Genomic DNA, 14,055 nt, shown 5'->3' with positions numbered 1-14,055 from the left:
TAGCGCCAGTCTCACTCTGGAGAAAAGGGCTGCGCGCCCGCCGCCTGCGAAAGGCAGAAACGAAAAAGGGCGACCGAAGTCGCCCTTTTCCTTGGATGAGGAAGCAGGGATTAGCCCTGGTTCTCCATCTGAGCACGGATCAGGTCACCAATGGTGGTCGGACCAGTGCTTTCTGCGTCTTGCTTGCTACGCAGTTCTTTCATCGCATCCTTCTCGTCATCAACGTCCTTGGACTTGATGGAGAGGGAAATGACGCGGCTCTTACGGTCGATGCTGATGATCTTGGCTTCGACTTCTTCGCCTTCTTTCAGAACGTTGCGAGCGTCTTCAACGCGGTCACGGCTGATTTCGGAGGCTTTCAGGATGCCTTCGATTTCGCCGGCCAGGGTGATGACAGCGCCCTTGGCGTCAACTTCCTTCACGGTGCCGCGAACGATGGTGCCCTTCTCGTGCATCGAGGCGTAGTTGGAGAACGGATCGTCTTCCAGCTGCTTGATGCCCAGGGAGATGCGCTCACGCTCCGGATCAACGGAGAGGATGACGGTTTCCAGCTCGTCGCCCTTCTTGAAGCGGCGAACGGCTTCTTCGCCAACTTCGTTCCAGGAGATGTCGGACAGGTGAACCAGACCGTCGATGCCGCCTTCCAGGCCGATGAAGATACCGAAATCGGTGATCGACTTGATGGTGCCGGAGATCTTGTCGCCCTTGTTGAAGCGGCCGGAGAAGTCTTCCCACGGGTTGGACTTGCACTGCTTGATGCCCAGGGAGATACGACGACGCTCTTCGTCGATGTCCAGAACCTGAACTTCCACTTCGTCGCCAACCTGAACGACTTTCGACGGGTGGATGTTCTTGTTGGTCCAGTCCATTTCGGAGACGTGTACCAGGCCTTCCACGCCCTCTTCCAGCTCGGCGAAGCAGCCGTAGTCGGTGAGGTTGGTGACGCGCGCGGTAACGCGGGTGCCTTCCGGGTAACGAGCCTTGATAGCAACCCATGGGTCTTCGCCCAGCTGCTTCAGACCCAGGGATACGCGGTTGCGCTCGCGGTCGAACTTCAGAACCTTGACATCGATCTCGTCGCCAACGTTGACGATTTCCGACGGATGCTTGATACGCTTCCAGGCCATGTCGGTGATGTGCAGCAGACCATCGACGCCGCCCAGGTCAACGAACGCACCGTAGTCGGTGAGGTTCTTGACGATACCCTTGACCTGCTGGCCTTCCTGCAGGGATTCCAGCAGAGCTTCACGCTCGGCGCTGTTCTCGGCTTCCAGGACGCTGCGGCGGGAAACGACAACGTTGTTGCGCTTCTGGTCCAGCTTGATGACCTTGAACTCGAGCTCTTTGCCTTCCAGGTGAGTGGTGTCGCGTACCGGACGCACATCCACCAGGGAGCCCGGCAGGAACGCGCGGATACCGCTGACGTCGACGGTGAAACCGCCTTTGACCTTGCCGTTGATGACGCCCTTGACCACTTCGTCAGCGTTGAAGGCAGCTTCCAGAACCAGCCAGGATTCTGCACGCTTGGCTTTTTCGCGGGACAGCTTGGTCTCACCGAAGCCATCTTCAACCGCGTCCAGCGCAACGTGGACTTCGTCACCCACCTTGATGGTCAGCTCGCCCTGTTCGTTGTAGAACTGCTCGACCGGGATGACGCCCTCGGATTTCAGACCGGCATGAACGGTAACCCAGTCACCGTCGATGTCGACCACCAGGCCGGTGATGATGGCACCGGGCTGCATGTCGAGGGATTTCAGACTTTCTTCAAAGAGTTCTGCGAAGCTTTCGCTCATGTCTATACCTGTAGTCAAAGGCTTGTAAGCCCGATTCCGCGTCACCAGCAAACACGGTCAAGTGATGAAAAAGAAGCCAGCAGGATCAAGACTGGTATCCTGCCGGCCCCCTGTTGCACCCGCCGAAACGGGCACTCCACATTCAGATTTTAAGGGAACGCTTCGCTCAATATGGGCGAAACCCTCCCGATACAAGGTCTGGAATGGTAGCAATGCTTGCAGACCGCGTCAATTGAGCGAGTCTGGCTACTGAGATACGACGCTCTTTTGTGAGCACCAGCCTTGGTCTGTCAGTTTCGCGCGAAGCGGGGCAAGCGGCTTCACCGTTTGTCAGATCCACCCCGCCCTTGAAAGGAAAATCCCCCGGCGCTGCCGAGGGATTTCTGTGTCCAAGCCGATCAGTCGGCCAATCCCAACCGTGAAACTTCGGCGAGGATACTTTCCACCACTGCATCGATGCTCATCTCGGTGGAGTCCACCAGAATTGCACCCTTGGCCGGCTTCAGCGGCGCTACAGCGCGTTGGCTGTCACGCTCGTCGCGGGCGCGGATTTCTTCTGCCAGCTGTGCCTGGTCGCTTTCGATGCCCTTGTCCTTGAGCTGCAGGTAGCGGCGGCGGGCGCGCTCTTCGGCCGAAGCGGTGAGGAATATCTTCAGTTGGGCGCTGGGGAAGACCACGGTGCCCATGTCACGGCCGTCGGCCACCAGGCCCGGCGCTTCGAGGAAGGCGCGCTGGCGTTGCAGCAGGGCGTCGCGCACCGCCGGCAGCGCGGCGACTTGCGAGGCGCCAGCGCCGACCTGTTCGGTGCGGATGGTGTCGGTGACGTCTTCGCCTTCGAGGATGATGTGCTGGCCCTGCCCGCCCTTGGCGTGGGTGAACTGGACGTCCAGGTGCGCAGCCAGGACCTTGAGGGCTTCCTCGTTGGTCAGGTCGATGCCGTGGTTACCGGCAGCGAACGCCAGCAGGCGGTATAGCGCGCCGGAGTCCAGCAGGTTCCAGCCCAGGCGCTTGGCCAGCAGGCCGGCGACGGTGCCCTTGCCGGAACCGCTGGGGCCGTCGATGGCGACGACCGGCCATTCAGCGTTCATCAGTTCTTCTCCTCGGCGACGCGGATGCCCGCGCCGGAGGCCAGCCCGAGGAAGTTCGGGAAGGAAGTCGCGACGTTGGCACAGTCGTGGATGCGGATCGGCGCGCCGGCACGCAGGGAGGCCACGCTGAAGGACATGGCGATGCGATGGTCACCGTGGCTCCAGACTTCGCCGCCACCGTAGGCGCCGCCTTCGATGATGATGCCGTCCGGGGTCGGTTCGGCTTTCACGCCCAGGGCGATCAGGCCGTCGGCCATGACCTGGATGCGGTCGGATTCCTTCACCCGCAGCTCTTCCGCGCCGCGCAGTACGGTGCGACCTTCAGCGTTGGCGGCGGCGACGAAGAGTACCGGGAACTCGTCGATGGCCAGCGGCACCAGGTCTTCAGGGATGTCGATGCCCTTGAGCTTGGCCGAACGCACGCGGATGTCGGCGACCGGTTCGCCGCCCACTTCACGCTGGTTTTCCAGGGTGATGTCGGCGCCCATCAGCTTGAGAATGTCGATGACGCCGGTACGGGTCGGGTTGATGCCGACGTGCTCCAGCACCAGGTCGGAACCTTCGGCGATGCTCGCGGCGACCAGGAAGAAGGCAGCGGAGGAAATGTCCGCCGGGACTTCGATCTGGGTGGCGGTCAGCTTGTGGCCGGACTCGACCTTGGCGGTGGCGCCTTCCACGTCGACCGGGTAGCCGAAGCCGCGCAGCATGCGCTCGGTGTGGTCGCGGGTCGGGGCCGGCTCGGTGGTGGAGGTGCTACCGGCGGCGTAGAGGCCGGCGAGCAGCAGGCAGGATTTAACCTGGGCGCTGGCCATCGGCATGTCGTAGTGCATGCCGGTCAGCTTCTTGCCGCCACGGATGGTCAGCGGCGGACGGCCTTCCGGACCGGTCTCGATCACCGCGCCCATCTCGCGCAGCGGCTTGGCTACGCGATTCATCGGGCGCTTGGACAGCGACGGGTCGCCCGTCAGGGTCGAATCGAACGGCTGCGCCGCCAGCAGGCCGCTGAGCAGGCGCATGGAGGTCCCGGAGTTGCCCAGGTAGATCGGGCCGGGCGGCGGCTTCAGGCCATGCAGGCCGACGCCATGAACGGTGACGCGACCGTGGTGCGGGCCTTCGATGACCACGCCCATGTCGCGGAACGCCTGGATGGTGGCCAGGGCGTCTTCGCCTTCGAGGAAGCCTTGCACCTCGGTCGTGCCTTCGGCCAGGGAGCCGAGCATGATCGAGCGATGGGAAATGGACTTGTCGCCCGGTACGCGAACACGTCCGGACAGGCGGCCACCCGGCTGGGCCAGGTAAATCAGGTCATTGTTGTGCATGGCGTCCACATAGGCCCGTTGGGCCAGGATTTTGCTGAAATGCTCGCGGGCAACCCGGGCGCGGGTGAAGACGCCCATCAGTTGCTGCCCGTCCCCCTTGTCAACGGCCTCGCGCAGCGCATCGAGGTCGTCACGGAATACGTCGAGGATGCGCAGCACCGCCCCGCGATTGGCGAGGAAGATGTCGTGCCACATCACCGGGTCGCTGCCGGCGATCCGCGTGAAGTCGCGGAAGCCACCAGCGGCATAGCGGAAGATTTCCAGATTCTCGCTGCGTTTGGCCAGCGAGTCGACCAGCGTGAAGGCCAGCAGGTGCGGCAGGTGGCTGGTCGCCGCCAGGACTTCGTCGTGGTGCTCCACGTCCATCTGCTCGACATCCGCGCCCAACCCGCGCCAGAGGCTCTCGACGCACAGGACCGCGTCCGCGTCTGCATTATCCAGCGGCGTGAGGATGACTTTATGACGGCGGAACAGTTTCGCGTTGGCTGCCTCCACCCCGCTCTGCTCGGAGCCTGCGATGGGATGGCCGGGAATGAAGCGCGACGGCATTCCGCCGAACACCGCTTTCGCGGCACGTACCACGTTACCCTTGGCGCTGCCCACGTCGGTAAGGATGGCGTTGCCCAGATCGAAGGTGGCGAGTTCGCCGAGGACCTTCTCCATGGCCAGGATCGGCACGGCAAGCTGGATCACGTCCGCCTCGCGGCAGCCGGCGGCGAGGCTTTCCTCGCAGCGGTCGACCACGCCCAGCTCCACCGCGAGGCGGCGGGTTTCCGGATCACGGTCGACGCCGACCACTTCCTCGAACAGCCCCTTCTCGCGGATGCCCTTGGCGAAGGAGCCGCCGATCAGGCCGAGCCCCACCACGACGAGGCGGCGGAGCTTGTGCGGCTGGACATCAGGCACGGGCAAGCACCTTGGCCAGCGCTTCGAGGAAGCGGGCGTTCTCGGCCGGCAGGCCGATGGAGATGCGCAGGTGCTGCGGCATACCGTAGCCGCCGACCGGGCGGACGATCACGCCTTCGGCGAGCAGGGCCTGGTAGACCGGGCCGGCGTCGCGCTTGAGGTCCACGGCGATGAAGTTGCCCTTGGAAGGAATCCACTGCAGGTCGAGTGCGCGCAGGCCGTTTTCCAGCTGAACCATGCCTTCGTCATTGATGCGCTTGCCTTCGGCCAGGTACTCGGCGTCGTCCAGCGCAGCGCAGGCGGCGGCCAGGGCCAGGCTGTTGACGTTGAACGGCTGGCGCACGCGGTTGAGCACGTCGGCGACCTGCGCCGAGGAGATCGCGTAGCCGACACGCAGCGACGCCAGGCCATAAGCCTTGGAGAAGGTGCGCGAAACCAGCAGGTTCGGGTAGCGGGCCAGGTACTTCAGGCCATCCGGCAGTTCCTCGCCTTCGGCGTACTCGATGTAGGCCTCGTCCAGCACCACCAGGACGTTCTCCGGAACCTGCGACAGGAAGCGCTCCAGCGCATCCGGGCCGAACCAGGTGCCGGTGGGGTTGTTCGGGTTGGCGATGAAGACCACGCGGGTGTTGGCATCGATGGCCGCCAGCATGGCTTCCAGGTCATGGCCCCATTCCTTGGCCGGCACGACCTTGCCCTGGGCGCCGACGGCCTGGGTGGAGATCGGGTAGACGGCGAAGGCGTACTGGCTGAACACGGCGTTCAGGCCGGGCGCGAGGTAGGCACGAGCGACCAGATCGAGGATGTCGTTGGAGCCGTTGCCCAGAGTCACCTGCGCGGTGCCGACGCCACAGCGAGCGGCCAGGCGGCTCTTCAGCTCGAAGCCGTTGCCGTCGGGATAGCGGGTCAGCTCGGCCAGTTCGGCGCGGATCGCTTCGAGCGCCTTCGGGCTCGGGCCCAGCGGGTTCTCGTTGCTGGCCAGCTTGATGATGCCGGCAGGATCGAGCTTCAGCTCACGGGCCAGCTCATCGACCGGCTTGCCGGGCACATAGGGGGAAAGCTTCTGCACGCCCGGCTGAGCCAGGGCAAGGAAATCACACGACATCGCTAAAAGCCTCAAGCTATGGGCCGCAAGCCGTTCCCCGGCGCACCGGTGGCTTGCGGCTCGCGGTTTCTCAGAGAACCGCTTTGGGGTAGGAACCCAGCACCTTCAGGGCAACGGCTTCGCTGCTGATCTTTTCCAGCACGTCCTTGATCAGCGGGTCCTTGTGGTGGCCGACGAAGTCGATGAAGAACACGTAGGTCCACTTGCCGCTGCGCGACGGGCGGGTCTCGATGCGGGTCAGGTCGATGCCGTTGGTGTGGAACGGCACCAGCAGCTCATGCAGCGCGCCCGGCTTGTTGCGCATGGAGACGATGATGGAGGTCTTGTCGTCGCCGGTGGGCGGCACTTCCTGGTTGCCGATCATGAGGAAGCGCGTGGAGTTGTCCGGGCGGTCCTCGATCTTCTCGTGCAGCTTGTCCAGGCCGTACAGGCTGGCGGCCATGTCGCCGGCGATGGCTGCGCTGTTCCACTCGCTCTTCACCCGCTTGGCGGCGTCGGCGTTGCTGGAGACTGCCACGCGCTCGACGTTCGGGTAGTGCGCGTCCAGCCACTTGCGGCACTGGGCCAGGGACTGGGCGTGGGAGTATATGCGGGTGATGTTGTTGGTCTTGGTGTTCTCGCCCACCAGCAGGTGGTGGTGGATGCGCAGCTCCACCTCGCCGCAGATCACCAGGTCGTGCTCGAGGAAGCTGTCGAGGGTGTGGTTGACCGCACCTTCGGTGGAGTTTTCCACAGGCACCACGCCGAAGTTCACCGCACCGGCGGCGACTTCACGGAACACTTCGTCGATCGCCGCCATCGGGGTGCTGATCACCGCGTGGCCGAAGTGCTTGAGCGCCGCAGCCTGGGTGAAGGTGCCTTCCGGGCCGAGGTAGGCCACTTTCAGCGGCTGTTCCAGGGCGAGGCAGGAGGACATGATCTCGCGGAACAGACGAGCGACTTCCTCGTTGTCCAGCGGGCCCTTGTTCAGCTCCATGATGTGCTTGAGCACCCAGGCCTCGCGCTCGGGCCGGTAGAACACCGGCTTCTCGCCTTCGGCCAGGGAGGCCATCTTCACGCGCGCCACGTCGGTGGCGCAGCGGGCACGTTCGCTGATCAGCTCGAGGATCTTCTCGTCGAGGCTGTCGATGCGTACGCGCAAAGCCTTGAGCTGGTCAGCGTCGCTCATCAGCCGTGCTCCTTCTCGAACTCGGCCATGTAGCCGACCAGGGCTTCGATGGCGTCCAGGCCCAGGGCGTTATAGATGGAGGCACGCATGCCGCCCACCGAACGGTGGCCTTTCAGGTTGAGCAGGCCGCGCGCGTCGGCGCCTTCGAGGAAGGCCTTGTCGAGCTTCTCGTCGGCCAGGCGGAACGGCACGTTCATCCAGGAGCGGGCGCTGGGTTGGATCGGGTTGGTGTAGAAGTCGCTGCTGTCGATGAAGGAATACAGCATGTCCTTCTTCGCGCGGTTGCGCTTCTCCATGGCGTCGACGCCGCCCTGCTCCTTCAGCCACTGGAAGACCAGGCCGGAGAGGTACCAGGAGTAGGTAGCCGGAGTGTTGTACATGGAGCCGTTATCGGCGGCGACCTTGTAGTTGAGCATGGTCGGGCAGATGCTGCGGGCACGGCCCAGCAGGTCTTCGCGAACGATGACGACTACCAGCCCGGACGGGCCGATGTTCTTCTGCGCGCCGGCGTAGATCAGGCCGAACTTCGACACGTCGGTCGGGCGGGAGAGGATGTCCGAGGACATATCCACCACCAGCGGAACGTCGCCGACTTCCGGAACCCAGTCGAATTCCAGGCCGCCGATGGTCTCGTTGGACGCGTAGTGCAGGTAGGCGGCGTCCTTGGACAGGTTCCACTCGTTCTGCCCGGGGATGGCGAAGTAGTCGTACTTGGACGCGCTGGCAACCACGTTGACGTTGCCGAAGCGGCGAGCCTCTTCGATGGCCTTCTTCGACCAGATGCCGGTTTCCACGTAATCCGCCACGCCATCTTCGGGCAGCAGGTTCAGCGGGATCTCGGCGAACTGCTGACTGGCGCCGCCCTGCAGGAACAGCACCTTGTAGTTCGACGGCACGTTCATCAGGTCGCGCAGGTCCTGCTCGGCCTTCTCGGCGATGGCCACGTAGTCGTCGCTACGGTGGCTCATCTCCATGACCGACAGGCCCTTGCCCTGCCAATCCAGCAGTTCGGCGCGGGCGCGCTCCAGCACCTCGGTGGGAAGCGCCGCGGGACCGGCGCAGAAGTTAAAGGCTCGCTTGCTCACATCCACTCTCGCTATCAGTCTTCGCTGGCCTGCGGGGCTTCTTCAGCCGCAGCTTCGCCTGCTTCTTGGTTCTCGTCCGCTACTTCGCCTTCGACGATCTCGCCGTCGATGACGTCGTCTTCCACGACGGTAGGCTCCTGCACCCGCTCCAGGCCCACGACGGTCTCGTCGGCGGCGAGCTTGATGAGGATCACGCCCTGGGTGTTACGGCCCGCACCGCGAACTTCGTCGACGCGGGTACGCACCAGGGTGCCCTGGTCGGAAATCAGCATGATTTCCTCGCCATCCAGCACCTGCACGGCGCCGACCAGGTTGCCGTTACGCTCGTTGATCACCATGGCGATCACGCCCTGGCCACCACGACCGCGACGCGGGTAGTCGGCCAGCGGGGTGCGCTTGCCGTAGCCACGCTCGGAAGCGGTGAGGATCTGCGCCTCGCGGCATTCCGGAATCAGCATGGAGATGATGCGCTGGTCTTCGGCCAGGCGCATGCCACGCACGCCACGGGCGTTACGGCCCATGATGCGCACCTTGCTTTCCTTGAAGCGGATCACCTTGCCGGCGTTGGAGAACATCATCACGTCCTTCGAACCGTCGGTGATGGCAGCGGCGATCAGCGAGTCGCCCTCTTCCAGCTTCAGGGCGATCAGGCCGTTGGAGCGCGGCTTGGTGAACTGGATCAGCGGGGTCTTCTTCACGGTGCCTTTCATGGTGGCCATGAAGATGTACGCGCCGGTCGGCTCGTCCTGGCTGAAGTCGGCGTCGTCGCCCTCTTCGCCCTCTTCGGCTTCCACCACTTCGGCGACCTGCTCAGCGACCACGTCGTCATCATCGCCGTCTTCACCGGCGAACTGGGCGCGCACGGCTTCCAGGTCGATCTGCAGCATCGCGGTGATGCGCTCGCCTTCGTCCAGCGGCAGCAGGTTCACCAGCGGACGGCCACGGGCGGTACGGGAGGCTTCCGGGATCTCGAAGGTGCGCAGCCAGTAGACCTTGCCCTTGCTGGAGAACAGCAGCAGGGTGGCGTGGCTGTTGGCGACCAGCAGGTGCTCGATGTAGTCCTCGTCCTTCACGCCGCTGGCGGACTTGCCCTTGCCACCGCGACGCTGGGCCTCGTAGGCGGCCAGCGGCTGGGACTTGGCGTAGCCGCCGTGGGAGATGGTCACCACGCGCTCTTCTTCGGTGATCAGGTCGGCGATGGTCAGGTCCATCTGCGACGCGACGATCTCGGTGCGGCGGGCGTCGCCGAACTCCGCTTTCACCTTCTCCAGCTCTTCGCGAATGACTTCCATCAGGCGCTCGGGGCTGGTCAGGATGCGGATCAATTCACCGATCAGGGTGAGGATTTCCTGGTACTCGGACAGGAGCTTCTCGTGCTCCAGGCCGGTCAGGCGATGCAGGCGCAGTTCCAGGATGGCCTGGGCCTGCTCCGGCGACAGGTAGTACTTGCCGTCGCGCAGGCCGTACTGCGGGTCCAGGTCTTCCGGACGGCAGGAGTCGGCGCCGGCGCGCTCGACCATGGCCTCTACGGCGCTGGATTCCCAGGCGGTCGCGATCAGGCGTTCCTTGGCTTCGGCCGGGGTCGGCGAGGTCTTGATCAGCTCGATCACCGGGTCGATGTTCGACAGGGCGACGGCCTGACCTTCCAGGATGTGGCCGCGTTCGCGGGCCTTGCGCAGCTCATAGACGGTCCGGCGGGTCACCACTTCACGGCGGTGGCGGATGAAGACCTCGAGCATTTCCTTGAGGTTCATCGTGCGCGGCTGGCCGTCGACCAGGGCCACCACGTTGATGCCAAAAACGCTCTGCAGCTGGGTCTGGGCGTAGAGGTTGTTCAGCACGACCTCGCCCACTTCGCCGCGGCGCAACTCGATGACCACACGCATGCCGTCCTTGTCGGACTCGTCGCGCAGCTCGGTGATGCCTTCGATCTTCTTCTCTTTCACCAGCTCGGCGATCTTCTCGATCAGGCGGGCCTTGTTCAGCTGGTAGGGCAGCTCGGTGATGATGATCTGCTGGCGGTTGCCGCCCTTCTCCATGTCCTCGATGGTGGCGCGGGCACGGATATAGATGCGGCCACGACCGGTGCGATAGGCCTCGATGATGCCCGCACGACCGTTGATGATGCCCGCGGTCGGGAAGTCCGGACCGGGGATGTAGTTCATCAGGTCGTCGATGGACAGCTCGGGGTTGTCCATCAGCGCCAGGCAGCCGTCGATCACCTCGGTGAGGTTGTGCGGCGGGATGTTGGTCGCCATGCCCACGGCGATACCGCTGGAACCGTTGACCAGCAGGTTGGGGATCTTGGTCGGCATGACCGCCGGGATCTGCTCGGTGCCGTCGTAGTTGGGCACCCAGTCGACGGTTTCCTTGTCCAGGTCCGCCAGCAGCTCATGGGCGAGCTTGGCCATGCGCACTTCGGTGTATCGCATGGCCGCGGCGTTGTCGCCGTCCACCGAACCGAAGTTGCCCTGGCCGTCGACCAGCATGTAGCGCAGCGAGAAGGGCTGGGCCATGCGGACGATGGTGTCGTACACCGCGGTGTCGCCGTGCGGGTGGTACTTACCGATCACGTCGCCGACCACACGGGCGGATTTCTTGTAGGGCTTGTTCCAGTCGTTGCCCAGTTCGCTCATGGCGTACAGGACGCGGCGATGCACGGGCTTCAAGCCGTCGCGCGCATCGGGCAGGGCACGACCGACGATCACGCTCATGGCGTAATCGAGGTAGGACTGTCGGAGTTCGTCTTCGATGTTGACCGGGAGGATTTCTTTGGCCAGTTCGCCCATGAGAAGCCTGGTTCCTTTTTCAAATGGGACTCCGCCACGCTCGTCCTGAGCCCGGCGGAGCGCGGTGCGCCATCAAAGCGCCACCGACTCTCTACAAATCAACGACTTATTGCGCTGATCCGCGATGCTGAAGGGGGTGCGAAAACGCCCCCCGAAGAACCGTCGGAGCTTACCACAAGCCAGGGTCAAACCCTACCCTCGCCCAAGCCCCTCGATGAATTGCCGCAGGCCCCGTCAATGCAGGCGCTTGCGGCTCATCAGCTGGGCCATGCGCTCGGCGTCCGGGCGTTCGACCACGCCGCGCTCGGTCACGATGGCGTCGATCAGGTCCGCCGGAGTCACATCGAACACCGGGTTGAAGGCGTCGACCTCGGCAGCGACACGTTTGCCACCGATTTCCAGCAGTTCGCGGCCGTCGCGCTCCTCGATCGGGATGTCCTCGCCGCTTTCCAGGCTCATGTCGATGGTCGAACTGGGCGCCACCACCATGAAGCGCACGCCGTGGTGCATGGCATTGACCGCCAGCTGGTAGGTGCCGATCTTGTTGGCCACGTCACCGTTGGCGGTGATGCGGTCGGCCCCGACTATGACCCAGGTGATGCTTTCGGTCTTCATCAGGTGCGCGGCGGCGGCGTCTGCATTGAGGGTGACCGGCACGTTCTCGTTGGCCAGCTCCCAGGCCGTCAGGCGGGCGCCCTGCAGCCAGGGGCGGGTTTCGTCGGCGTAGACGCGTTCGATCAAGCCTTCCAGGTGCGCAGCGCGGATCACCCCCAGCGCGGTCCCGAAACCGCCGGTGGCCAGGGCCCCGGTGTTGCAGTGGGTGAGGATCTTCTGCGGGCCGCTGTGCTGCTTGCGGATCAGTTCCACGCCCAGTTGGGCCATGGTCAGGTTGGCCTCGCGATCGCTTTCATGGATGGCGATGGCTTCCGCTTCCAGTACCGGCATCGGGTCCTCACCCGGCTTCAGGCGCTCCAGGCGGTCGCGCATGCGGTTCAGCGCCCAGAACAGGTTGACCGCGGTCGGCCGCGACTCGGCCAGTATGGTGAAGTCCTCTTCCAGCGCCGCACGCCAGTCGCCACCAACGGCCAGGCGGGCGCGCAGGCCCAGGACCACGCCATAGGCGGCGGCAATGCCGATGGCCGGCGCGCCACGCACCACCATCTGGCGGATGGCGTCGGCCACGCCTTCGGCGCTTTCATAGGTCAGCCAGGTTTCTTCCAGCGGCAGCAAGCGCTGGTCCAGCAGGCGGAGGGTCCCCTTGCGCCAATCAATGGCCGTAACCCGTTCGGCCGCCAACAGTCGCTCACGCATGGAACACCTCGTCATTCGAATGGAATCGCGGGCCCTTCCCGGCCCCCAGGAATATTCCCGCACAAGCGGGTAAAAGCGCCGAGTATACCGAGCCTGCGGCAGTGGCGCTCGGCTATACTCCGGACCTCTCTCCGCCGCGCCCAGGATGCGCTTCATGCCCACCGCCAAAGCCCCGCTCGACCTGCTTCTGCTCCCCACCTGGATCGTCCCCGTGGAACCTGCCGGCATCGTCCTGCAGGGTCATGGCCTGGGCATCCGCGACGGCCGCATCGCCCTGCTCGCCCCGCGCGCCGAGGCCCTGCGCCATCCGGCCACGGAAACCCGCGAACTGCCGGGCATGCTGCTCGCCCCCGGCCTGATCAACGCCCACGGCCACGCGGCGATGAGCCTGTTCCGCGGCCTGGCGGATGACCTGGCGCTGATGACCTGGCTGCAGGAGCACATCTGGCCGGCCGAGGCCAAGTGGGTTGGCGAGGACTTCGTCCGCGACGGCACCGAACTGGCCATCGCCGAGCAGCTCAAGGGCGGCATCACCTGCTTCTCCGACATGTACTTCCACCCGCAGGTGGCCTGCGAGGCGGTGCACAAGGCCGGTGTACGCGCACAGATCAGCGTGCCGGTGCTGGACTTCCCGGTGCCCGGCGCCCGCGACGCCGACGAGGCGATCCGCCAGGGCCTGGCGCTGCGCGACGACCTCAAGCACCACCCGCGTATCAAGGTGGCCTTCGGCCCGCACGCGCCCTACACCGTCAGCGACGACAAGCTGGAAAACATCCTGATGCTCGCCGAGGAGCTGGACGCGGGCATTCACATGCACGTCCACGAAACCGCCTTCGAGGTCCAACAAGCGCTGGAGAAGAACGGCGAGCGGCCGCTGGCCCGCCTGCACCGCCTCGGCCTCCTCGGCCCGCGCTTCCAGGCCGTGCACATGACCCAGGTGAACGACGAGGACCTGGCCATGCTGGTGGAAACCAACAGCTCGGTGGTGCACTGCCCCGAATCCAACCTCAAGCTGGCCAGCGGCTTCTGCCCGGTGGAACGCCTGTGGCAGGCCGGCGTCAACGTCGCCATCGGCACCGACGGCGCGGCCAGCAACAACGACCTGGACCTACTCGGAGAAACCCGCACCGCCGCCCTGCTGGCCAAGGCGGTGGCCGGCCAGGCCACCGCGCTGGACGCCCACCGAGCCCTGCGCATGGCCACCCTGAACGGCGCCCGCGCCCTGGGCATGGAGCAGGAAACCGGCAGCCTGGAGCTGGGCAAATCCGCCGACCTGGCCGCCTTCGACCTCTCCGGCCTGGCCCAGCAGCCGGTCTACGAGCCGGTTTCCCAGCTGATCTATGCCAGCGGCCGCGACTGCGTGCGCCACGTCTGGGTCGGCGGCAAGCAATTGCTGGAAGACGGCAAACTCACCCGCCTGGACGAAGAGCGCCTGATCGCCGTCGCCGGCGAATGGGGTCGCAAGATCGCCGGCGCCTGAGCCCTCTCAAG

9 protein-coding genes are annotated in these 14,055 nt (G+C 64.8%); 1 reads left to right on the top strand and 8 read right to left on the bottom strand.

The window, feature by feature from the left end; genetic code table 11:
- Positions 1-110: 110 nt before the first annotated feature.
- The 8 genes from rpsA to mtnA all read right to left on the bottom strand — a co-directional run bounded on the left by rpsA (position 111) and on the right by mtnA (position 12,564).
- A complete protein-coding gene (gene rpsA, locus SD196_RS08475; RefSeq protein WP_275608017.1) occupies positions 111-1,793 on the bottom strand; it encodes a 30S ribosomal protein S1 in 1,683 nt (560 codons plus the stop codon).
- Between the two features lie 398 nt (positions 1,794-2,191).
- Complete coding sequence (gene cmk / locus SD196_RS08470) at positions 2,192-2,881, bottom strand: (d)CMP kinase (RefSeq protein ID WP_416311260.1); 690 nt, start codon at positions 2,879-2,881, stop codon at positions 2,192-2,194.
- Positions 2,881-5,106 (bottom strand): bifunctional prephenate dehydrogenase/3-phosphoshikimate 1-carboxyvinyltransferase, encoded by a 2,226-nt coding sequence (locus SD196_RS08465; protein WP_416311259.1) that lies wholly within the window; start codon positions 5,104-5,106, stop codon positions 2,881-2,883. Before SD196_RS08465 ends, cmk begins: the two co-directional genes overlap by 1 nt.
- Complete coding sequence (gene hisC / locus SD196_RS08460) at positions 5,099-6,211, bottom strand: histidinol-phosphate transaminase (RefSeq protein ID WP_416311258.1); 1,113 nt, start codon at positions 6,209-6,211, stop codon at positions 5,099-5,101. Before hisC ends, SD196_RS08465 begins: the two co-directional genes overlap by 8 nt.
- 70 nt (positions 6,212-6,281) lie before the next feature.
- Entirely contained in the window at positions 6,282-7,379 is a 1,098-nt protein-coding gene (gene pheA, locus SD196_RS08455) for a prephenate dehydratase (RefSeq protein WP_243808806.1), read from the bottom strand.
- A complete protein-coding gene (serC, locus tag SD196_RS08450) occupies positions 7,379-8,464 on the bottom strand; it encodes a 3-phosphoserine/phosphohydroxythreonine transaminase (protein ID WP_275608041.1) in 1,086 nt (361 codons plus the stop codon). Before serC ends, pheA begins: the two co-directional genes overlap by 1 nt.
- Positions 8,465-8,478: 14 nt before the next feature.
- A complete protein-coding gene (gyrA, locus tag SD196_RS08445; protein WP_343573813.1) occupies positions 8,479-11,253 on the bottom strand; it encodes a DNA gyrase subunit A in 2,775 nt (924 codons plus the stop codon).
- Between the two features lie 234 nt (positions 11,254-11,487).
- Positions 11,488-12,564: an S-methyl-5-thioribose-1-phosphate isomerase gene (mtnA, locus tag SD196_RS08440; RefSeq protein WP_343573815.1), complete on the bottom strand. Its 1,077-nt coding sequence runs from the start codon at positions 12,562-12,564 to the stop codon at positions 11,488-11,490.
- 154 nt (positions 12,565-12,718) lie between these two features.
- On the opposite strand from mtnA, the gene SD196_RS08435 reads away from it, so the two are divergent.
- The gene (locus SD196_RS08435) at positions 12,719-14,044 is read left to right on the top strand and encodes a TRZ/ATZ family hydrolase (protein ID WP_343573818.1); all 1,326 of its coding nucleotides are present in this window, start codon (positions 12,719-12,721) and stop codon (positions 14,042-14,044) included.
- The last annotated feature ends 11 nt before the right edge of the window (positions 14,045-14,055 follow it).

This window comes from Pseudomonas macauensis, assembly GCF_047902425.1.
Taxonomy (GTDB): Bacteria; Pseudomonadota; Gammaproteobacteria; order Pseudomonadales; family Pseudomonadaceae; genus Pseudomonas.
Note: the sequence above shows the minus strand (reverse complement) of the source record. Positions and strands in the feature narration are given on the sequence as shown.

Excerpts from the sequence above, each read along its gene's own strand:
- cmk (WP_416311260.1), bottom strand. The coding sequence starts at position 2,881 with ATGAACGCTGAATGGCCGGTCGTCGCCATCGACGGCCCCAGCGGTTCC.
- pheA (WP_243808806.1), bottom strand. The coding sequence starts at position 7,379 with ATGAGCGACGCTGACCAGCTCAAGGCTTTGCGCGTACGCATCGACAGC.
- rpsA (WP_275608017.1), bottom strand. The coding sequence starts at position 1,793 with ATGAGCGAAAGCTTCGCAGAACTCTTTGAAGAAAGTCTGAAATCCCTC.
- SD196_RS08435 (WP_343573818.1), top strand. The coding sequence starts at position 12,719 with ATGCCCACCGCCAAAGCCCCGCTCGACCTGCTTCTGCTCCCCACCTGG.
- gyrA (WP_343573813.1), bottom strand. The coding sequence starts at position 11,253 with ATGGGCGAACTGGCCAAAGAAATCCTCCCGGTCAACATCGAAGACGAA.
- mtnA (WP_343573815.1), bottom strand. The coding sequence starts at position 12,564 with ATGCGTGAGCGACTGTTGGCGGCCGAACGGGTTACGGCCATTGATTGG.
- hisC (WP_416311258.1), bottom strand. The coding sequence starts at position 6,211 with ATGTCGTGTGATTTCCTTGCCCTGGCTCAGCCGGGCGTGCAGAAGCTT.